The organism is Brevibacillus sp. NPDC003359, from assembly GCF_042878995.1.
In the GTDB taxonomy this organism is placed as follows: Bacteria; Bacillota; Bacilli; order Brevibacillales; family Brevibacillaceae; genus Brevibacillus.
The window spans coordinates 73,584-94,998 of the sequence record NZ_JBIAOR010000009.1 but is presented as its reverse complement, the minus strand read 5'-3'; the positions used below and the strand labels follow the sequence as shown (position 1 = coordinate 94,998).

General features: G+C 46.8%; 20 protein-coding genes. 12 read left to right on the top strand and 8 right to left on the bottom strand.

What is annotated here, in order from left to right; genetic code table 11:
* Window positions 1–14 precede the first annotated feature (14 nt).
* Genes ACFYU8_RS20300 through ACFYU8_RS20285 form a run of 4 tightly spaced genes read left to right on the top strand, consistent with a single transcriptional unit; the run spans window position 15 to window position 4,006 of the window.
* A complete protein-coding gene (locus ACFYU8_RS20300) occupies window positions 15–1,340 on the top strand; it encodes an ABC transporter substrate-binding protein (protein WP_390302917.1) in 1,326 nt (441 codons plus the stop codon).
* Window positions 1,341–1,374: 34 nt separating this feature from the next.
* Window positions 1,375–2,109 (top strand): HAD hydrolase-like protein, encoded by a 735-nt coding sequence (locus ACFYU8_RS20295; protein WP_390302920.1) that lies wholly within the window; start codon window positions 1,375–1,377, stop codon window positions 2,107–2,109.
* Complete coding sequence (locus ACFYU8_RS20290) at window positions 2,106–3,038, top strand: sugar phosphate isomerase/epimerase family protein (RefSeq protein WP_391365909.1); 933 nt, start codon at window positions 2,106–2,108, stop codon at window positions 3,036–3,038. The genes ACFYU8_RS20295 and ACFYU8_RS20290 overlap by 4 nt, the downstream gene beginning before the upstream one ends.
* A gap of 26 nt (window positions 3,039–3,064) precedes the next feature.
* Window positions 3,065–4,006, top strand: coding sequence for an NAD(P)-dependent oxidoreductase (locus ACFYU8_RS20285; protein ID WP_390302926.1), 942 nt, complete (start codon window positions 3,065–3,067; stop codon window positions 4,004–4,006).
* Window positions 4,007–4,060: 54 nt separating this feature from the next.
* Here the strand turns inward: ACFYU8_RS20285 and ACFYU8_RS20280 are convergent, their stop codons facing one another.
* From ACFYU8_RS20280 to ACFYU8_RS20265, 4 genes are all read right to left on the bottom strand, one after another.
* The gene (locus ACFYU8_RS20280; protein WP_390302929.1) at window positions 4,061–5,209 is read right to left on the bottom strand and encodes a Ger(x)C family spore germination protein; all 1,149 of its coding nucleotides are present in this window, start codon (window positions 5,207–5,209) and stop codon (window positions 4,061–4,063) included.
* 2 nt (window positions 5,210–5,211) lie between these two features.
* The gene (locus tag ACFYU8_RS20275; RefSeq protein WP_390302932.1) at window positions 5,212–6,738 is read right to left on the bottom strand and encodes a spore germination protein; all 1,527 of its coding nucleotides are present in this window, start codon (window positions 6,736–6,738) and stop codon (window positions 5,212–5,214) included.
* A complete protein-coding gene (locus ACFYU8_RS20270) occupies window positions 6,716–7,822 on the bottom strand; it encodes an endospore germination permease (protein ID WP_390302935.1) in 1,107 nt (368 codons plus the stop codon). The genes ACFYU8_RS20275 and ACFYU8_RS20270 overlap by 23 nt, the downstream gene beginning before the upstream one ends.
* Before the next feature lie 231 nt (window positions 7,823–8,053).
* Entirely contained in the window at window positions 8,054–8,182 is a 129-nt protein-coding gene (locus tag ACFYU8_RS20265; RefSeq protein WP_390302938.1) for a hypothetical protein, read from the bottom strand.
* Window positions 8,183–8,540: 358 nt separating this feature from the next.
* On the opposite strand from ACFYU8_RS20265, the gene ACFYU8_RS20260 reads away from it, so the two are divergent.
* Together ACFYU8_RS20260 and ACFYU8_RS20255 are read left to right on the top strand one after the other, a co-directional pair.
* On the top strand, window positions 8,541–10,823 hold the full coding sequence (locus ACFYU8_RS20260; protein ID WP_390302941.1) for a DEAD/DEAH box helicase: 2,283 nt from the start codon (window positions 8,541–8,543) through the stop codon (window positions 10,821–10,823).
* Window positions 10,813–12,195 (top strand): ribonuclease H-like domain-containing protein, encoded by a 1,383-nt coding sequence (locus ACFYU8_RS20255; RefSeq protein ID WP_390302944.1) that lies wholly within the window; start codon window positions 10,813–10,815, stop codon window positions 12,193–12,195. Before ACFYU8_RS20260 ends, ACFYU8_RS20255 begins: the two co-directional genes overlap by 11 nt.
* Window positions 12,196–12,508: 313 nt before the next feature.
* Here the strand turns inward: ACFYU8_RS20255 and ACFYU8_RS20250 are convergent, their stop codons facing one another.
* Window positions 12,509–13,318, bottom strand: a complete 810-nt coding sequence (locus ACFYU8_RS20250) for an alpha/beta fold hydrolase (RefSeq protein WP_390302947.1) — start codon at window positions 13,316–13,318, stop codon at window positions 12,509–12,511.
* A gap of 185 nt (window positions 13,319–13,503) precedes the next feature.
* Between ACFYU8_RS20250 and ACFYU8_RS20245 the strand changes: the two genes are divergently transcribed.
* Window positions 13,504–14,172, top strand: coding sequence for an MBL fold metallo-hydrolase (locus ACFYU8_RS20245; RefSeq protein ID WP_390302950.1), 669 nt, complete (start codon window positions 13,504–13,506; stop codon window positions 14,170–14,172).
* Between the two features lie 247 nt (window positions 14,173–14,419).
* Here the strand turns inward: ACFYU8_RS20245 and ACFYU8_RS20240 are convergent, their stop codons facing one another.
* The 3 genes from ACFYU8_RS20240 to ACFYU8_RS20230 form a co-directional block, all read right to left on the bottom strand.
* Complete coding sequence (locus tag ACFYU8_RS20240) at window positions 14,420–14,923, bottom strand: hypothetical protein (protein ID WP_144619207.1); 504 nt, start codon at window positions 14,921–14,923, stop codon at window positions 14,420–14,422.
* 431 nt (window positions 14,924–15,354) lie between these two features.
* Entirely contained in the window at window positions 15,355–16,632 is a 1,278-nt protein-coding gene (locus tag ACFYU8_RS20235; RefSeq protein WP_390302953.1) for an erythromycin esterase family protein, read from the bottom strand.
* A gap of 141 nt (window positions 16,633–16,773) precedes the next feature.
* Complete coding sequence (locus ACFYU8_RS20230; protein WP_390302956.1) at window positions 16,774–17,349, bottom strand: GNAT family N-acetyltransferase; 576 nt, start codon at window positions 17,347–17,349, stop codon at window positions 16,774–16,776.
* 115 nt (window positions 17,350–17,464) lie between these two features.
* Between ACFYU8_RS20230 and pdxR the strand changes: the two genes are divergently transcribed.
* The 5 genes from pdxR (at window position 17,465) to ACFYU8_RS20205 (ending at window position 21,389) form a co-directional block, all read left to right on the top strand.
* On the top strand, window positions 17,465–18,886 hold the full coding sequence (gene pdxR / locus ACFYU8_RS20225; RefSeq protein ID WP_390302959.1) for a MocR-like pyridoxine biosynthesis transcription factor PdxR: 1,422 nt from the start codon (window positions 17,465–17,467) through the stop codon (window positions 18,884–18,886).
* 90 nt (window positions 18,887–18,976) lie between these two features.
* Window positions 18,977–19,561, top strand: a complete 585-nt coding sequence (locus ACFYU8_RS20220) for a TetR/AcrR family transcriptional regulator (protein WP_390302962.1) — start codon at window positions 18,977–18,979, stop codon at window positions 19,559–19,561.
* Complete coding sequence (locus ACFYU8_RS20215; RefSeq protein ID WP_106838006.1) at window positions 19,562–19,924, top strand: DMT family transporter; 363 nt, start codon at window positions 19,562–19,564, stop codon at window positions 19,922–19,924.
* Complete coding sequence (locus tag ACFYU8_RS20210) at window positions 19,921–20,343, top strand: YvaD family protein (RefSeq protein ID WP_390302965.1); 423 nt, start codon at window positions 19,921–19,923, stop codon at window positions 20,341–20,343. Before ACFYU8_RS20215 ends, ACFYU8_RS20210 begins: the two co-directional genes overlap by 4 nt.
* 215 nt (window positions 20,344–20,558) lie before the next feature.
* Entirely contained in the window at window positions 20,559–21,389 is an 831-nt protein-coding gene (locus tag ACFYU8_RS20205) for an MIP/aquaporin family protein (RefSeq protein WP_390302968.1), read from the top strand.
* The last annotated feature ends 26 nt before the right edge of the window (window positions 21,390–21,415 follow it).

Sequence of the window (21,415 nt, the reverse complement as noted above, 5' to 3'; positions counted from 1 at the left end):
TGGGAGGAGTCATTGTGAAACATCAGAAGCGAAACACCAAGAGCGTCATTCTTTCCATCCTGAGTTCTGCGCTTATTTTTACCGGAGCCGTCGGTTGTTCGAACAACGCCGCGTCTGGCAGCAACGCGAGTGCAGCATCTACCCCGAACGAGAAAATCAAGCTGGAGTTCTACTACGGTCTCGGCGGCAAGCTCGGGGAGACGATGCAAAAAATCGTGCAGGACTTTAATAGCAGCAATGAAAAATACGAGGTCGTTCCGATTGTCCAAGGTGACTACAGCGAGACGTTGCAGGCACTCCAGGCATCGTTGGCAGCAGGCAAGCCCCCAGCCTTGGCGATCAATGCGTATCCGGAATTCATGAAGCTGGCGAAAAGTGATGCATTGCTGCCGTTGGATGAGCAGATCAATCAGCCGGAGTATAAAAAGGACGATGTTCTGCTGCTTGCGCAAGGCAAATACAACGATGTGATGCTGGGTGTTCCTGCCTATGTGAGTACGCAAATGATGTACTACCGCAAAGATATTTTTGACAAATACAAGATCGACTACAATGCGCTCACGAGTTTTGAGCAATTGGCGGATGCAGCCAAGCTCATCAAAGAAAAAGAGGGAATTAACGGCTGGTCCATCATGTGGTACACGGAGCATATGATCGACTACGCCCGTTCTGCTGGCGGCGATATCGTCAGCGAAGACGGCAAGACTGTCACGATCGACTCGGAAGAATGGGTGTATGCGTGGGATAGCATTCGCAAGTACATTCATGAGGATAAAATCATGGATACCGTCTATGGCGGCAATGGCTGGGAATGGTGGTACAAAACCATCGACAACGTGATGAACGGAAAATCGGCAGGCTACACGGGCTCTTCTGGTGACGGTGGAGATCTGGATTTTACCAAGGTAGCAACCGGCATGCAAAAAGGCTTTAATGGACAACCACCGAGACCTGTTGCGATTTCAGTCATGTTCAACCTGTTCAAAGCATCTTCCAAAGAACAGCAAGAGGGTGCATGGGAATTCGTGAAGTTCTTCTCGGAAGCGGAAAAAACAGCGTACTGGGCCGTACAGACAGGCTATATTCCGATTCGGGACAGCGCGGTGAATACAGAGATTTACCAAAACAAATTGAAAGAAAATCAGTACTTCTCGGTACCTTTGGAACAGGCGAAAACAAATGGGATTGCTCCTTTTGTAGATCCGACAGGCGGCAAAATTTATGCGGAAATTGAATTGGCGAAGGACAAGGTGCTGATCGAAAACATTCCTGCCGAAGAAGCGCTCAAGGTGGCGAAAGAAAAGGCACAGAAAGAGCTCGACAAGGCACTGAAGCAATAAATCATAAATCGTAGAGAACTGGAGAGATGGAAAAATGAACAACAACATCGCATTGGCTGTATTTGATCTGGCAGGAACGTTGGTAGAGGATGATAACGCAGTGAGAGATTGTCTGCACAAAGCGGCTGTGGAATACGGATTGAACGTGACACCAGATGAAATCAGCACGCACATGGGAACGAACAAGATTCATCTCTATCAATATTTGATTGCGAGAACAAAAGGAAATAGGATCGACTTCAAAAACTTTGAAATCGATATCGACAACTCTTCGTTCGAGGACGCTGTCAAACTGTACGAACGCTATACCGAATACATGATTGCGTTCTATCAGGAAAATTGCCGCGAAATCGAAGGCGCAACTGAAACATTGAAATGGTGCCAAGAAAATGGCATCAAGGTAGCGACCGGGACAGGGTTCCATAAAGAGATCAATAGCGTCATCATGGAGTCGCTCGGTTGGGTGAAGGACGGCTTGATCGATTATGCGGTAGACCTGGATATGGTACCAGAAGGCAAAGGACGTCCGGCTCCGTTCATGATTTTCAAAGCGATGGAATATTTAAATGTGCAAAACGTCAGACAAGTCATTAAGCTCGGCGATACGCCAGCAGATATGCTCGAAGGCTACAATGCAGGCTGCAAAGCGGTCATCGGCGTGATGCAGGGCTCGACGCCAATCGAGGTATGGGGCAAGTACTATCATACGCATGTGCTCGACACGGTAAAAGAACTGCCTGAACTCATTTTGTCCGGTAAAATCGTATGATTTACCCAGTGGAGAAGATGGCGAGTATCGGAATTGTTTTGCCCAAGCTGTTTCCTTTTTCACAAAGCCGGCCAGAGCAGATGCTTCCGAGTCTCCTTGCGATCCTGGAAGACCCTTTCTTTACGGCAGTCGAAGTGTCCTATATCGCAGATAAAGAGACGAGGCAGCAGGCCGCAAAGTATATGGCGTATAGTGGTGTCGAGGTTATCTTCAACGGCGGAGATGCAGCCAGAGAATTGCAGATTGATCTCAGCTCCCTGGACCCGGTCGTTCGCAACAAGTCTATCGAATCAGGCAAAATGCTGATCGACCACTGCTATGAAATGAACACGAAAATCATGCATATCGTGACGGGTAAATTCGAAGGCGAAGAGAACAAACCGAAAAACATCCACGCATTTATTGCTTCGGCTATGGAGCTGTGCAAGTACGCAAAAGATAAAGCCGATACGTATGAACTTTGCATTTCTTTGGAGATCGGGGATCGGCATGTCGATCGCAATTATTTGCTCGGCCCTACTCATGAGGCGGTGCATGTAGCTCGTGTAATCCGCAGCGAGTACGACAATTTTGGCCTCTTGCTGGATCAAAGTCATCTGCCAATTATGGGCGAAGATCCGCACAAATCCTTGTGGCTGGCCAAAAATTATTTGACGCACATTCATCTCGGAAATTGTTATTTAAAAGACAGGCAAGCCAGCCATTTCGGGGATAAGCATATTCCTTTTAACGTCAAGGATTCGGAGGTTGGCGTGGACGAGCTGACGAGGTTCATCGCGACGCTCCATGACATTGATTTTTTCAAGAGCCCGAAACCGACAAGGAAGCCAGTGATGACCTTTGAGGTGGGGCGGCTTGAGAATGAATCACCTATGTTGGTAATCGCCAATATAAAGCGTGCTTTTTACGAAGCGTGGGCCAATGCATAAACGAAAAGACTGGGGCTGTGGTATAAGTGAATGTATTAATTACGGGATACTTTACCGATTATTCCAAGCAACGCTTGACGCAAGCGTTTCCGAAGGATTGGAGCATACGTATCGTAGAGCCTGAGAGAATCGAGTCATTCATCAGTGAAGCGAATGTGTTGATCCCTGAGCATATTCAGGTAAATGAAGACTTGCTGAACAAAGCGCATAACTTGAAGTTTGTCCAGACGGGTGCGGGCTTTGACAACGTGGATATTGAGGCGTGCACGAAGAAAAACATTTGGGTGAGCAACGCTGCTGGCGTGAATGCGAACGCAGTAGCCGAGCATATTATGGCGCTCATTCTCGGGTATTACAAAAACATCTCTTATCTCGATCAAGCGATGAAAAATCGGGAGGATGAGACGAAGCTCGTCTACGTCGGTGGCGAGCTTGCAGGAAAAACCATCGGAACTATCGGTTTTGGCGCAATCGGCACTCGTGTAGCGGAGCTGGCAAAGGCCTTTCGGATGAAGGTGCTGGCGTACGACACCAACCCAAACAGGCAGAGCGATGATGCCGAAATGGTTGATCTGGACACGCTGATAGCCAAAGCTGACGTGATTACCCTGAACATTTTTCTGAATGAATCCACGAGACACTTAGTGGACAAACAGTTCTTAGCCAAAATGAAAAGTGATGCACTGCTCGTCAATACAGCGAGAGGGCCGATCATTTGTGAAGAGGACTTGATCGAAGCACTGAAAAACAATGTGATTGGAGGAGCATGCCTCGATGTATTCACAGTGGAGCCGCTTAGCGTCGACAGTGAGCTGCGTGCTTTGAAAAATGTCGTGCTGACGCCGCATACAGCAGGCATGCCTGACGGAACCAAATTCCACGAGAAAAGGTACCAATTTTTTGTGGAAAATATTGAACGAATCCAACGTAATGAAACGCCGCACAATCATTTAAATCAGCTTTCCTAAATAAAAAAGCCGGGATCAGTCATCATAGACTGGTCCCAGCTTCATAGGTCTTTCTTAATGCTCCCGTATCTTTGAGAGGTTTCCTCCGAACAGCTCCAGCTCTACGTCCAGACGGGAAATCGTATCGGGACGAAGAGGCAGCTCCCCATTTTTCGTAAACTGGTGCCATGCCTTGGGATTCTCTCGATATAAAGTATCTGACAATTGAAGAACATCGATTTGTGATTTTTGTCCTAAAAGGTACGTGTGCATGATCTCCTCAGAAATGCTCTTCTCCGCATATTCGCGTAGTTTCTTTTCTGGAATGGCTTTTACCAATTGGGGCATGTTTGCCTTCGTGCTTACCTTGAGCTGAAACGTTACTTTGTCATTTTCCACTTTGGGGGTGATGGATGGTTTGATCTTTTCCATCACAAGTGTTGCGATGGGGTGGCCATCATGATAAACCGTAATCCCTGGTCGGCTCGTATCTTTATCCAACCAGCGCAGACCCATGATGTCTGCACGTGGGATGCATTGTTTCAATTTCTTGTTTTGCAAAAAGCAGACGCCGCTCATGATCAGTTTGGGATGCTTTTTTTTATCTTCGGTCCACTGTACTTTGTTGATCCCCATTTCGGGCAACTGCATTGTCTGCCCACTTTCTTTCCACTTCCAGATAAACTTGTATAGATACATAGGAGCGACGACTGAGCTTTGTCTGTAAATATCCTGCGGGTCGTTCAATTGGGAATACAGGACAGAGATATTCAAAATAGGCTTGGCGTTAAAAATATCTTCGATGGGTTCTTTCGTAGCAAATGTCCAGATTGTATAGCGGAATTCGTAGTAACGGTCGACGACATCCAATAATTGATTGACGACATCCTGCTTCAAGGCAGCCTCGGAAAAGACAATAGCTTTGATATGGCTCCAGGAAAGTCGCTGTTGTGCGGTCGGGTACAGATTGAATATCGCTTCATCTAGCGTTTTCCCTTCTCCCTTACCGATGGAAATGGTTTGAGGAAGTCGTTGTCCACCTGCTTCTTGCTTGGCAATATTACCGAAGCTAATGATTTGCGTATAAAACACAAATTTCCCCTTCACATAGTCAACTCCAATGGAATTGACGTAAATCAAATGCTCAATTTCTTTGGCGCCCCAACAACCGCTTAACATGGAACAGATCAAAATCGTCGTGAAAAAGCAGCGAAGTTTTTGCATAACTATTGTTGATTCTCCTCGCTTGATCTGTTTTTCTGCAGCATGTGAGGGACTTTGTACCATTTTCCCCATGGGATCCGAAAGATTACTTTCCACATATCCTGAAAAATAGGGGGAGAGAGCGGCTCCAAATAATAAACCCCAAATGATCGCAGATTGGTCAGGTACAGCACGATCATCCCAACTGAGATGAAAAAGCCAAACAGCCCAGCCATACCAGAAATGACCAAGATGATGAGTCTTAGCAAGCTAACCGTACCGACGAGGTCTTGATTGACCAGCGAAAAGGTGGAGAGTACGGACATCGCCACAATTACGAGAATCCCGGGAGCTGTTAACCCTGCACTGATGGCGGCTTGACCGATGATCAGACCGCCAACCACGGATAAAGTTTGGCCAAAAGCCATGGGAAGACGTATACCGGCTTCACGAAATAATTCAAATAACAGCAGCATGACGATTGCTTCCAACGGGACAGGAATGGGGACGCCCTGTCTGGATAGGACAAGCGTTGCCACCAGTGTGTAAGGAAGCTGATCCTGATGATAAGTGATCAAGGCAATCCAGAAGCCAGGAAGAAACAAGGCCACTAGGAATCCGAACAATCTCATTAAACGGGTAAAAGCGCTATACCAAAAATATGAGTAGATATCTTCCGGTGTATTAAATAAAAAAGTCAAGGTCACAGGAGCGATCGTGGCGATCGGGGAGCCTTCCACAAAAATGAGAAATTTCCCATGCAACAGCGCGTTAACTGCAAAATCAGGCCTGCCTGTATACTCAAACAGAGGAAACAACGGTATGCGGGCGCCTGTTAGCATATCTTCGAGCTGCGTATTGCTAATAATCGCTGTTACTTGCAGTTGTTCAAGCTTGGTTCGGATTTCATCCAATGTTTCCGGGTTTATCTTATTTTTGAGGAACAGCAAATTGACTCTTGTTTGTGTCTCTTCACCTAGTCGGTACTCTTCTACCGCTAATCTATTGGTTTTTAATCTTTTCCGGATCAAGCCGATACTGATGTGCGGCTCTTCGGTAAAGCCATCTCGCGGTCCTTTCACAGAGACCTCTGTAGTCGGCTCTTCCGGAGTGCGCTGCGGCGGGTTGGAGAGCTCCATCCAATAGAGCTTGTTAAACGAAGGAAAGAAGAGGAGGAGTTCTCCGCCGAATACTTTTTTGACAATGAGGTCCGGATTGCGATCGTCGAGAATCACTTTCAAAAATAACTCACTGTATTGCTCAAGGCCTGAAGCACTCAGCGGGGAAGTCGTTTGATACATGTGGGATAGCTTCGGAACCACATATTGGTTGATCTGTTTGATATCGCATAGACCCTCCGAATAAATGATGGTAACGTCAGACGAATTCTGCTGATCTTCTGCGGAGGGGAAACGAACCGAATCTATGATGACATCTGCACAAGAGGCAAATAATTGCCGAAAATATTGTTCGGTTAAGGGCTGATCGTTTGGTATTGACGGTGGATGTTCGTTAGGGACGAAGACATCATTCCCTCGGACTCTCCTCATAGATCACACCCCTCCTTCGACTGGACCAATGTATGAGCACGATGATAATGAACGAGTAGAACAACATCGTATAAAACATAATTGGAAGGATATATGCGGTTAGCATGTCCAGAAACGCGTTATCGCTGAAGGGTAGAACGGCAATGGCAATCAATAGGGAATAAAGCAGGACGAGGACAACCAGTTTTTTCGCTTTGTTTTCCATTCGAAAGATATCTACGATGAGAAAGATCGTCAAAGACATGCGAATAAAAGCACCTGAAAACCACTGGTAAATACTTAAGAAATCCATATGTTCAAAGTAGCGGCCAATATTAACCAAGCGCCATTCTTCGTATGCGGGATATCTCAGCTTCTCCGACTCACCAGAGCCGAATTCCGCAATTGCCCCCGTAACAGGTCCAAAGGTCAGTCCTATTAACACGATGGCAAGAATCAAGAGGGGTAGCAGTGAATACTTGGAGCGAATATGCTGTTGCATAAACAGAAGGATGAGCAGTTCAATATAACCAGCTCCGACAAAGACCATGCCTTTCCAAACAGGAAGCATTCCGAACTCCAGGAATGGTTTCAGCAACATATAGTTTTTATGCACGTAGTTGGAAGACATAACGAAGAAACCGAGAAAGATGACAAGCGGCAGGAAAAGGACCGCTGTGTTTGCGATAGAGCGTATGCCCAAGTATGAATTGCACAAGCAAATGCCAGCTAGCAGAAGGGCAATGAAAAAAGTGGGCATCTTTGGGGAAAAAGCGACGTGTATCCAGGTAACGGTATCTCTCATCGTAATCGCACACATCATGAATAAATAGACGCAGGCAATGCCCGCCAATATATAGGAAACAACAGGATGGTATGCATTTTTCAGCAAAAGAAAAAGATGCTGCTGACGAGTTTTGGCAATTGCCGAATACAAAAGGCAGGTCCACACAAGAAAGATGACACCTGCCAAAATAACCGATATCCATGAATCCCGTTTGGCGGCATCTAATAAAATCGGGATGACAATCACATGGTTCATTAGGCCAATGGTGAGCATCAACATACAGACAACTTGAAAAAAAGTCAAAGAACCTTGTTTCATGCGCATACCTCTACATACTTGAGTTGATTCTAGTATCTGTTCAAAGTGGATCTTTATTCCATGTTTACATACGTGAAGCAAATGGTAACTGAGGAGGGACGTTGGGATAGTGGATTCCTGCTCTTAATTGCACTGGGATTAAATGAATCAAGGAAAGGAGAATGAATACAAATACAAAAAAGCCACGAATCACCTTTTCGTGGCTTTTTGTAAACGTACAGGCTATCTGAACTAACGATTTTTCAATTCTTCGAGAAGTTCAATTATTTTATCATTTTGCACTGTAATTCTTTTTACACCGAATGCGATTGGCAAGAGCAAAGCAACTATCAAAGGGAGAATTACTAATTCTAAAATCAAAGGTAATCACCTCCAAATAATCATTATTGATCTTGAAAAAGTTAATCCGCCCTAAGAGAAAGGAGGATTTACAATTCTAATGAGTTATCATTTCTTCATAAGATTCGTCAGAGAGCGGAGCAATTTTTGGTGTTTCAATAGAAATCTTATAGAAGATCCGATTCGCTATTCTTACTGTTGGTAGCATGTCGTTTACAATTTATATAAATTACCTATATTTCCCTCCTAGAATAAAAATAAAAAAGATAAATTATCCCTCGACTTTGCATTTTGAATAATATCTGTTCAGAGCGGATCTTTATTCCATGTTTACATGCCGAACGTCCATTCGTAAAATAGTAGCAAGAAGGTGACGAAAATGAATGTGAAAAAAAATATCGCAGCCATATTGGATCACATAAAAACAGACGAACGATTTCGTGATAACATTGCGCACTGGCGGGTCATTCCTGCTCGTGAAGCAAAGTCCGTTCCCTTTCCAAATGAACTGGACGGACGAATTCGAGATGCCCTGACACAAAGAGGCATCCCTTCCTTATACACGCATCAAGAAACATCCTTTCGCCATGTGCGCGAAGGAAAACATATCGTAGCGGTTACCCCCACGGCTTCTGGCAAAAGCATGTGCTATCATTTGCCGATCCTTCAGACGTTATCGGAAGACACGCAAGCCCGGGCTCTTTACTTGTTCCCAACCAAAGCTTTGGCGCAGGATCAAAAGTCGGAGCTGCACGAGCTAATTACGGAAATGGGTCTGTCGATCAAATCCGAAACGTATGACGGTGATACGCCAGCAAATATCCGGCAGATGGTACGAAAGGCAGGGAATATCGTCATCACCAACCCAGACATGCTGCATTCCGCCATTTTGCCCCATCACACCAAGTGGGTTTCCTTTTTCGAGCATCTCAAATACATCGTGATTGATGAGTTGCATACATATCGTGGCGTTTTTGGCAGCCATGTCGCCAATGTTATTCGGCGGTTGAAGCGCATTTGCGCCTTTTATGGAAGTCATCCGCAATTCATTTGCACATCAGCTACCATCGCCAACCCGAAGCAATTGGCGGAAGCCCTGACAGAAGAAGAGGTAGAGCTGGTCAACAACAATGGTGCTCCGTCAGGCATCAAGCATTTCCTTTTCTACAATCCGCCTGTGGTCAACAAGCAGCTCAATATTAGACGCAGTGCCACATTGGAGGCGCGAGACATTACCGAGCAGTTTTTGACCAATGGCATACAGACGATTCTGTTTGCGAGAAGCCGTGTACGTGTAGAGATTTTGCTGACGTATTTGCAGGAGCTGATTCGCCGCAAGCTTGGGCCAAAAACGATCCAAGGGTATCGCGGCGGCTATTTGCCGAGCCAGCGCAGAGAGATCGAACGCGGCTTGCGCAATGGTGACATTATGGGTGTGGTCAGCACCAATGCGCTGGAGCTTGGGGTAGATATCGGGCAGTTGCAGGCATGTGTCATTACTGGCTACCCGGGCTCGGTCGCAAGTACATGGCAGCAGGCAGGACGAGCGGGAAGAAGGCAGGGGGAATCTGTCGTTGTTATGGTCGGCAGCTCCACGCCGTTGGATCAGTATGTGATCGCCAATCCAGAGTACTTTTTCGATCGCAGTCCTGAGACAGCGCGGATCAATCCCGATAACCTGATCATCTTGGTTGATCATCTCAAATGTGCGGCATACGAGCTGCCGTTTCGTGAAGGGGACACATTCGGGCGCGCGGAAATCGTGGAGATTCTTGAGTTTTTGACCGAGGAGCAGGTGCTTCATTACTCGCGGGGCAAGTGGTTCTGGATGAACGATTCGTTCCCGGCCCACAACATCAGTTTGCGGTCAGCCTCGCAGGAAAATGTCGTGATCATCGACATCAGTGAACGGGGAAATGAGCGTGTCATCGGGGAAATGGACCGTTTCAGCTCCATGACGCTCTTGCATGACGAGGCCATTTACCTGCATCAAGGGACGCAATTCCAGGTGGAGAAGCTGGACTACGAGGAAAAGAAGGCGTACGTCCGGGAAGTCCAAGTCGATTATTACACGGACGCCAACTTGGCCGTCTCGCTGAAGGTATTGGAGCAGGATCAGTCGCGTCTTCATGCGCAGAGCACATTGGCATATGGCGAAGTGGCTGTGAATGCGATGGCGACGATCTTTAAGAAAATCAAGTTCGAGACGCATGAAAACATCGGCTCGGGACCGATTCATTTGCCGGAAGAGGAGCTGCATACAAATGCGGCGTGGATTGGCTTTTCCGAAGCGCTGCTCGGCGAGATTGGGACAGAGGATGTGGAGCGTGGCTTGGTCGGTTTGGCGCATGTGTTGCAGCACGTGGCTCCATTGTTTGTTATGTGCGACCCGATGGACCTGCACGTGATACCGCAACGAAAGGCCGTTCATTCGCAGGAGCCGACGATTTTTCTGTACGACCGTTATCCGGGCGGCATCGGCCTAAGCGAGCAAGTGTACAAGGAAATGGAGACGATTTTGACGCAGGCAGAGCGGATGATTGTCTCTTGCCCGTGTGAGTCAGGCTGTCCATCTTGTGTAGGAGCGACAGATGATGGCAGCAAGGGGCTAGCCATGACCTTGCTGCGAATCGCTCAAGGGGGAAGTACTTATGTCTCTTAAATCCAAGCTGCAACGGATGAAGGGACATCTCTCGCTGGAAACGGACAAAGCGGTAACGCCAGCAGTCGAATCGGAAACGTCTATTCTCCAGAAGGAGACAAGGGAAGAGCCGAGGGCGGCTGTACCAGTGGATAGCAGCGACGAGCTCCAGATACCTTTTGCCGACAAGTGGAGGGAAATGCAGGCTTCGGCCTACATCTGGGATGACGAGTATGTCATGATTCGCGAGGTTCGCTATCCGATCGATCAGCAGCATGGCGCGTACGCCTTTTCCGAACTGCATGAGGCGATCCGTATGTGGGAAGCGGCAGGTCGAGAGCATCCACTATCCGCTGTGGGGAGGAAGCCGGAAGACTTGCTGTTTTTCGATACGGAGACGACGGGGCTGTCAGGCGGGGCAGGCAATGCGATTTTTCTTTTGGGATACAGTCGCTTCGAGGGAGAGCACGTCGTGGTGCGCCAGCATTTTCTCCCGGGACCGCATGCAGAGGTGACCTTGTACCAATCGTTTTTGGAGCAAGCTCAGAAGTCCTCGCATCTGGTGACCTTTAACGGAAAGTCCTTTGACTGGCCGCAAGTGCGGACGAGGCATACGCTGGTGCGCGATCAGGTGCCCGCTTTGCCTACCTTTGGTCATTTTGACCTTTTGCACGGGGCGAGGAGACTGTGGAAGGCGGAGTTGGAATCGTGCCGATTAGGTATTATCGAGCAGGAAAAACTGGATGTGTTTCGCGAGGATGATTTGCCCGGTTATTTGGCACCGGTGCGGTATTTCGACTTTTTGCATGCCCAAGACCCTGGAGTAATCGAAGGTGTATTGCGACATAACGAGACGGACGTCCTGTCTCTGATCACGATGTATATTCACATGACACGGCTATTAGTAGGGCAAGGGGGGATAACGGTATCTCCCGAGGAAAGTTACGAAATTGCCAGATGGTACGATGCGCTTGGTGATCAGGAAGCCGCTATGGCAGGCTATCGTCTCGTTGCAGACAGCGATCATTCGTGGAGGAACCGGGCCAAGCTCGCCATCGGTCTTCTGTACAAAAAGCAAAAGGATTGGCAGCAAGCCTTAACTGTTTGGGAGTCGTGCATTCAGTCCACCGGATATGTCCCGGAAGAGGTGTATATTGAAGCTGCCAAACTGTATGAGCACCAGTTGAAGGATTGGGAGAAGGCTTTGCGCTATGCGAAGCAAGCGTATGAGCAGTGGAAGAAGCGCGGGAGTCTGTTGCGAAACAGGTCCAAGGCCGACGCAGAGGTGTATCATAAGCGGATTGACCGGCTGGAAGCAAAGCTCCGCGGTAATGAAGCGGAAGAAGAGAGCCTGTTGAGCGGATTTTTGGATTGGGCGGATGAGGAAGAGTGATGAGGGACTGTAGTCCGAAGTAGTGACGAATCAGAGGGGCGATTTATATCTTTGCTGATTCATGGGAGATGAAGACGTCATTCGTTGAATCAAGAATAAAAAGCACCGATAAAGGGTGCTTTTTTTAATGTGCAGAATAAATGCGAATTGAGCTTCTATAGCATTAGTTTTGAGCTAACGGGCAGTTAAGTGTTTCTAATACTGATGACTTTCATTCCCCTAACTCCTAAAAAGAAATATCCCCCATATCAAGGGGGAATCGTCGTGATTTAGCTGTCTATCGTCTTTCACAATGGTGGCTTCGAAAGTTTTATCAAGTTTCACTTTTTATCTCCGATTCATTGTGTGTAAGAAAATCGTTGAGTAAGGGAAGCAACACAGAAGGGTCAGGCATGTGGTCTTGATCTGCAAGTTGGCTGCACTGTGCATGAGGAATGACTTGGCTCAATTGGCTCGCAACATCGTGCAAGGAGGCAGGGTTTTTTTCACCTACAATAATTAGGGTAGGCACATGAAGTTGGCGGGCTCTTTCAATAGGCGGGAGATCGCTGGCCAACGTTATGTCGTAAGCAAGAGTAGGGGCAAGCGCCACCATGTCTTCCCATTGGGGTGATTGCTGCGTATAGAAAATCACTTCTTTAGGAATACCGATCCCTTCCAAAAAGAGGCTTATCGCTTCATTGTGGTTGCCAGTATCAAGCAATTTGTTCACGCCTTGCCCTAGCTCATTGAATTGTTTTTGGTCCACCTCGTCGCTTGCGTATGACGCGTCATACATAACCAGCTTGCTCACTTTGTCACCGAGCTTCATGGCAGCTTCAAGTGCCAATATAGCACCCGAAGAATGACCGTAGAGATAAGCCGAACCTCCAGCAGCATCGATCATGGCTTCAATGTCTTCGATCTCACGCTCAAAAGAATACGGCAGCGTGTTGCCACTGTCGCCTCGCCCGCGCCGGTCATAATTATAGACGGTAAAGTGTTCTGCAAATACGTGAGCATCATGTAAGACCGGTTCAAATGAGCGAAAACAAGTTGCTCCTGTTATGAATAGGAGGGCAGGTCCGCTGCCATATACATCATAAGCTAACGTGGTCCCGTCTTTTGATTGGATTGTCTTCATGTTTTTCATTCCTTTCTCTAACGTTTTTACTTGTTCCTTGTTTTTGCAATAGGAGGTTACAACGGTAATTTTATCTATTCTGACTGGCGTTCGTTTCTTCTGGATTGCTATATTGCAAATCTATTGACACCAATGATGTTTACAGATGTTGACAACAACAAGAATTTTTGCGGAGGTCTGATACGATGGAAATATCAAAGGGAGTAGAAATGCTTCATCTAGATTTTCATGGGAATATCATTCACCCCGTTCTTTTGTGGGACCCGGAAATGGCTGTTTTAATTGACACAGGCTTCCCAGGGCAAATGGATGATTTACGCGTGGCCATGGAAAAGGTAGGAGTATCGTTCGACAAGCTAAAAGCTGTGATTTTGACGCATCAGGATGTGGATCATATAGGCAGTCTTCCTGAGATTTTGCAGGAGTGCGGGGATCATGTTACCGTTTATGCACACGAACTGGATAAGCCGTATATTCAGGGGGAGATACCACTTTTAAAAGACGGGCACCTTGAGAATCCCCCGAAAGGCAGAGTGGACCATACCTTGAGTGACAGTCAGGAACTGCCGTTTTGCGGCGGGATTCGCGTCATCCATACTCATGGGCATACTCCCGGTCATATCAGCCTTTATTTAACGCAAAGCAAGACTCTCGTAGCTGGGGATTCGATGTACGGTGTAAATGGGACTCTGGGTGGCATTCATGTCCCGACCACACCGGATATGAGTGCAGCTCGTCTCTCTTTAAAGAAATATGTAGACCTCGACATTGCAGACGTGGTTTGTTATCACGGGGGATTTAGTAGTGGAAATGGTAAGGATCAGATCGTAGAACTTAGCCAGGGGTTACGCTAACAAAACGTATCCTAGGGATTAGTCCAAATACTCGAAAAGTAATAATCGGATTTGCTGAAGTACGGAACGATTATTGGAAATCATCGGGGACTGTTTAATAAACAGTGCAGAGGCTGCTAGTGAACGACTAAGCAAGTGGCTCAACTGACGGGCAGGTTAGTTGAGGATGAAGTTTTCTGATTCCAGCACAAAAAACTCGCCCAAAATGTACGAGTTTTTTATACCTAATATTATGGCAAAAAACAAATTAGAATAACTTCTCACAAAAAACTATTATTCTATATGGTATGGTTTGGGCGGGGATACTTTTTGTGGCAGGTCCATAGATAACAATTAGATCTCGGTTCACGGGGGTTTTAGTAAAGGGTTGCCCATTTGTTAACACGATTTGGGTATATGGAGAAATAGTTAATTGTAATTGCCCGTCACTACTCACCATCTGACTATTAAAATAATCTACTTTTACATTCTGAAATGAGCTATTTTTTACCATGACAAGTGCTCGATATTGTGGAGGGTAAATAAAAGGAACAGGCGCATTCCCATCATAATATCCAGTTACGCGATCGCCTATTGCCACCATTACATGGTCTACAAAGTAAGTTGTAGGTGATACTACGAAATTAACTAATGCTCCTAAAGCGTTATCTACAGATATTAATTTATAACAACCCTCTCCTTCCCCATTTTGCCCTGTAATGAAATCACTTATCATTGTAACGGTCCCCTGAAAAGAATAGAAATTAATCATACAAATACCTCCATTGCTTAAAGGCAGGTAGTGGGCCCTTGTTATTGAAGATAGTCCTCTTTCCATTGATGGTGGTGAGATTAAACCTTCAGATTTTTGTGCATTTTATAGTTAAGTTGATTAATGGTAACTAATTTATGTGAAATTACCGAGATAGGTGAATATCATCATTTGCCTTTGCTTGGTCTGTTTTCCTCATACGAAAGTACTTGCATGGAGTTATGTAAAGGATCATAGTAATAAAGGATTTAACATCCTTCTAGTTGAGAATCCTGTAGATAGTACTTGGATGATACAAATTTCAACGTTTACCATAAGCTTCTCTTCGATACCGACAACTAACGGGTATCGCTAGCTCCATAATCACAAAAAAACGACAGCCAGTTTAATTGGCTGCCGTAATACTTTGAACAGGCAAATGTTCTCACCCGTTAATCCGTTATCATAATCGAAGGAGTAGCCGTTCGTACGAAAATGATCGCATCAAAAGCTTTTGCCGGAACCATCTGCAACGTATACAGCTTCTCCATTTTTCCATACCAGCCACTAAAAACATCACCGATTGCACTGATGGACTGGGCTTTATTCAGATAGGCGTAAAAATCCGCATGAGGCTTTGCCTTTGCAAAGTCAAGGAATCCATCCTCCATGCCTGTCTGTGCAAACAAAACAGCTAGCCGATCATTGCCGCTATTTTTTACAGTAAACGCTTTGCGCTCGTTGGTAGTGGCGTCATTTGCAAGGAAGGTGCTTTCGGAGAATTCACTTCCGATTGCGTAATATTGGTCCCCCAAGGCTTTTGCGAGATGAGCCCCCATGCAGGTTGTCATGCCTACCGTAGTGGAGGTCTTTTCAATATGTCCATTATGTCCGGTGATGAACATGTTGTTCCGACCGTAATGTTTCTTTTCATAGGATAAAATCCACATCACTTTTTCCGCCATATAGCGATCACGGGTGTTACTATAGTTTGCATTTGTTCCGCGCAGTGTAGCGTTTTGCTGGATTGATTCTGCGAAGGCAGTAGCCAACTCATACTCTTTCTCAGAGCTTGTCGCGATGTATACAGATTGATTTTGTTTCATCTGCTCCATCAGGCTTTTCACGTGGGAGAGGGCTTCCTGTACGAGAGCGATCTTTTGATCGTACACCGTCTGATCATTCAAATTCGAAAGCTGCTTCTCATACTTGGATGCGAGTGTCGGATCCACTTTTTTCAAATAGGAGAATAGCCCGTTTTTGTTATGGTCATAGCGCTGCATGTCAAAGCCATAGAAATGAATTTGATCTTTGACATCCCGCTTCTCATTAAAGGCGCGTATCCAAGAGAGAAGGGCGGCCATTTCTTCTGTATGGTATATCGTAAATCCGATTGCTTTTGCGGCATCTTGGGCAGTTCCGCTGCCTCCTAAAATGTATTCATTGACCTTTTGTCCGCCGCCGAAATCACCTTCGATGGCAAATACGCGATACCCTTGTTTTTCTACCAAATGCTTAAAAATATCTGACTTCAGCGTTGTAAATTGCTTGTTGCCATGCGTAGCTTCCCCAAACCCGATGATGGTTTTTGCAGGAAGCTCCATTTTTGAAACAGGGACAAGATTTTCTTTCAATGACTGTTGCAACGTGTTAGCTGATGCGGGATGGAGCCCTGTCAATACACTGAGGATCATGAACAAGCTGATGGTGAGTAGGAGTTTACTTTTCATGTCATTCTCTCTTTCTTGAGCTGATCTTTTGTTTGTAAGTGGTTTTTCTTACCATTTTCACTATTATACGCCTTTGTGAAGTTGTTTACCTACATGAAAAACGCACCTGGATTTGATAATCCCCGGGTGCGTTTTCATTTGCTATTTCAAATACTTCGCGCGGTACTCATCTGCCAGCATGGACATGAGAATAGAGTCGTGATAGGCATGATTGTAATAAAGCGCTTGTCGCTGTACGCCTTCGCGTTGGAAGCCGAGCTTTTCATACGTGTGGATGGCTCGTTCGTTAAAGGCGAATACGTTTAGCTCGATGCGGTGCAGATTGAGGATGCCAAAACCATAATCGAGCATCAGCAGAAGGGCTTCGCTTCCGTAGCCTTTGCCTTGATAGGCATTTTGATCAATAGAAATTCGGATAAAGGCGTTGCGATTATTCCGGTCGATATCCCCGATCTGGACGTCGCCAATCACCTGATCATTTTCACACAGGCAGATCAATAAGAGGACGCTGGAAGAATCCTGGCTTTTGTTCTCGATATACTGCTGGATTTGCTCACGTGTGAAATGTTTTTGGGTACCAGTCAGCATACGCGTTTCCTTGTTGAACAAGGAGCGGAAGTATAATTCGGTATCATCTGTGCCAATCGGTCGCAAAAAGACGCGTTGCCCTTCTAAAAAGCGAACCGCTGTGCTTGCAATCTCTTGTGTCATAGACATAGTAGTTGTCCTCCTGTTCGTCCAAAACTTCTTTTTCTTAGGATAACGAGCAAGTGTATACTTGAAAATATGCAGTTTCGTAAAAATGAAAAGGACAGATGGAGGGGGAATCAATATGCTCTTGACCCCGAACTGGCAGGAGAACGACAAGGAGCCGCAATACGTACAGCTTTATGCTTATTTGAAAAAGGAAATCGTCGCAGGGCGCTTGGCGGTGAATAGCAAGCTGCCATCCGTTCGCAAGCTGGCTGACTTGCTCGGCTTAAGCACAACACCCGTGGAGATGGCATACCAGCAGTTACTAGCGGAAGGTTTTATCCAAAGTAAACCGCGCAGTGGGTACTATGTGGAGAAATTGCCTGATGCTGAGGTGAAGCCGGGTGCTGGCGCGAGCACCCAAACCATCCAGCGGCCTGTGCTGCGTGACGAGCGGGAGTACGACTATGACTTTCATCTCTCCCGCAATGATTTTTCGTTATTTCCAACTATGATTTGGCGGCGTTTGTACAATGAGACGCTTCACATAGAGCAGCAGGAAAATCTTTTTTATGGGGATCCGCAAGGGGAGGCGGGGCTCAGGAAGCAAATCGCTGACTACCTGCGCAGGTACCGGGGTGTCGCTTGTTCACCGAATCAAGTGGTGATTGGGGCGGATCAGTTTGGCTTGCTGTCCCTGATCTGTTTAATGGTCAAGCCACAGTTCCAACGCATCGGTGTAGAGAATCCGGGCTATTTGCTGTTCGCCAATACATTTCGCCAGCACGGATTCGACGTAGTGCCGATCTCGCTTACAGAGGACGGAATTAGCGTCAGTGAGCTATATGAGTCAGGGGTTGGGTTGGCCGCTGTTTCTTCGGCTCATCAATACCCGCGTGGGATGATCATGCCTGTATCCACACGGCTGCAATTGCTCGAATGGGCCAAAAGTGTGGGAGGATACATCATCGAAGACGATTACGACGGAGAGTTTCGTTACCATGGCAGACCGATTCCGTCTATGCAGGGCTTGCTCCCTCATGCGAATGTCATCTATATGGGGAGCTTTGCGCAGGTATTGGCGCCTGCACTGGGCATTTGGTACATGGTCTTGCCAGAATCTCTGTTGGATACGTACTACAACCTGCTGCGCGAGACACTGCTAGAACCATCCTCATCCCGACTGCATCAGCGGACGATGGAAGCCTTTATGGAAAAAGGATATTTCGAAAAGCATGTCCGCAAAATGCGCAAGCTGTACCGCAAAAAGCATGATGCACTTCTGCTGGCTGTACAAAAGCATTTTGGCGAAAACGCGACTGTCATCGGAGCCGATGCGGGTTTTCACGTCCTACTGCGGGTAAACAGCGAGCGAAGCGAAGAGGAGTTGAAAAAGCTGGCGATTCAGGCTGGCGTGAGAGCCTCGTCCGCATCATTTACGTGGCTTGTGCCGCCTAATCCCCTGCCAAAAGAGTTTTTCCTCGGCTTCGCGGGCACCCCGTTGGAAAAAATCGATCCGGGTATCAAGGCACTGAGCCATGCCTGGTTTGGCGATTGTTGACAATGCACAAGTACGCCGTTATGCTAAGAGTACGTTTTGGAAAATATGAAAAATAGAATATTTTCCTTGTTTTCGTGAGGGGGTAAGAACATGCAGGAGCGAATCCTACAATGCGCCTATCAAGAGATTGAGACGAAGGGCGTCCGGTTTACCATGTCCGATTTAGCTAGGCGCGCAGGCGTTAGCACCAAGACGTTGTATGCGAGTTTTCCATCGAAAGAAGCCTTGATTACCAAAGTCATTGAAGAAAGCATCGAGGATTTGCGTAAAGCAGAAGATCGGATTTTACATGATCCTGACATAGATGTGGTAGAGAAAATGCGACTGCTTTTGGCACTGGTCCCGAACAACTTCTCACGAACGGACCTACGCGTGTGGTACGAGCTGAAGCGCTACTATCCCGAGCAATGGAAGCTGATCGACGAGTTTAATCAACAGGAGTGGGAGCATGTCCGGATCATTCTGGAGCAAGGGGTAGAGGATGGCGTGTTTCGTCGTGTCCAGCTTCCGATCTTGATCCAGATGTATACCGGGACGCTCAACCAACTGATTGATCAGCAGTTGGCGAACCAGCACCATCTGACGATTGGGAATGCGCTGGATGCGGTCATCGATATTTTACTAGGAGGCATCGTAGATTCTTCGTCTTCAAACAAGTCAGTAGGAGGAACGTAAATGAGTTGGGTCTATCTATTAATGGCCATTTTACTAGAGGTGGCTGGAACAACATCGATGAAGCTGTCTGACGGGCTGAGCAAGCCTGTCCCCACTGTGATGATGTTTATCTTGTATATTTTGTGCTTCTCGTCGTTGAGCCTGGCGCTCAAGGAAATGGAAGTCGGGACTGCATACGCCATCTGGTCGGGCCTCGGCACGGCGATCATCGCGGTCATTGGTGTGGTGGTCTTCAAGGATGCCTTCACTGTCAAAAAAGTAATTGCTGTCGGACTGATCATCGTGGGCTGTGTGCTTTTGAATCTGGGAGACACCTCTCACGCGCAATCTGCGAAGGATACGGGAGTTGCTGAAGCCAAATGAGTGAGAAAAATGTAAGAGCAATGCTCGTATTCTTCTGGGTCACCGATGTGGCTTTTGTCGTATACTGGCTCATCACATTTTTGGAGCTTCTCCCTGTGGAATACCTGTATCAGGATTACTACAACCCCAATTTGCTCGCGTGGAATTTGTCCTTTTTTCCACTGGATATCCTCATTTCCATCACGGGCTTTGCCAGTCTGTACGCCTATCGCAGAGGACGGCACATCTGGAAGCCGCTCGCCATGCTGTCGCTCGTTTTGACGTCCTGCTCAGGTTTGCAGGCAATCGCTTTTTGGGCATTCAAGGCAGATTACGATTGGTCTTGGTGGGTTCCGAACCTGTACCTGCTGATTTACCCGTTATTCTTTTTGCCGGGCTTGATGCGAGAACTGGCAAAAGTGAAGGAAAGGGATTATTGACAAATTTTGAGAGATGGCTATATAGTAGGTCTTAAGTTAATAGTGCTGTGGAGATTGGGAGATCAGCTAATATTTGCAAAATAGGGCATGGGCTCTTGTTTTGCGAGTATTAGCTTTTTTATTTTCTCTCCAGACAATCAGCAAAGGAGTTGGCGGATTGTAAGCGCTTTACGGAAGAAGGTTTACGTTTTTTCCAAAAAGGGGGAGGATGGGGCATGTCTATTTATGTAGGGGAATTGATCGGGACGATGATCTTGATCATTTTGGGGGCAGGTGTTTGCGCCGGACAGAACTTGAAAAAGGCGTATTCCCAAAACGGCGGTTGGATTGTGATTACGTTGGGCTGGGGGCTGGCAGTTGCGTGCGGAGCGTATGCAGTAGGGAGTATTAGCGGAGCGCATTTGAATCCGGCACTTACCATTGCACTGGCCAGCATCGGTCAATTTCCGTGGGAGCATGTGCCGGGCTACGTGGCGGCTCAACTGATTGGGGCATTTATGGGAGCGACGTTCGTCTGGATCTTTTATTATCCACATTGGCGTGAGACGAATGATGCAGGAGCCAAATTAGGGGTTTTTGCAACAGGTCCCGCGATTCCGAATACCGTCGCGAATCTGTTCAGCGAAATTTTAGGTACGTTTTTCTTGGTGCTCGGTCTACTGGCAATTGGAGCGAATAAATTTGCAGAAGGACTGAATCCGTTTATCGTTGGCTTCCTGATTGTTGCCATCGGTTTATCTCTAGGCGGAACTACCGGCTATGCGATCAATCCGGCGCGTGACCTGGGGCCTCGTCTCGCCCATGCACTCTTACCCATCCACGGCAAAGGAAAGTCCAACTGGCGCTACGCATGGATTCCTGTTGTTGGACCTATCATTGGAGCAGTTAGCGGAGCGTTTTTTTATAAATGGACGTTTACAGATCATTCGCTGACAGGTGTAATAGCATTAGCGGCTTTCATGGTGATTGCCATCGTGATCGGAATGACAAGCAAAAAATCAATCGGCAGCAAGGAGCGACTCGCATCCGAAAGTGCGCGGTCCTAGACATAAAGAAAACAATGTAGGCGATT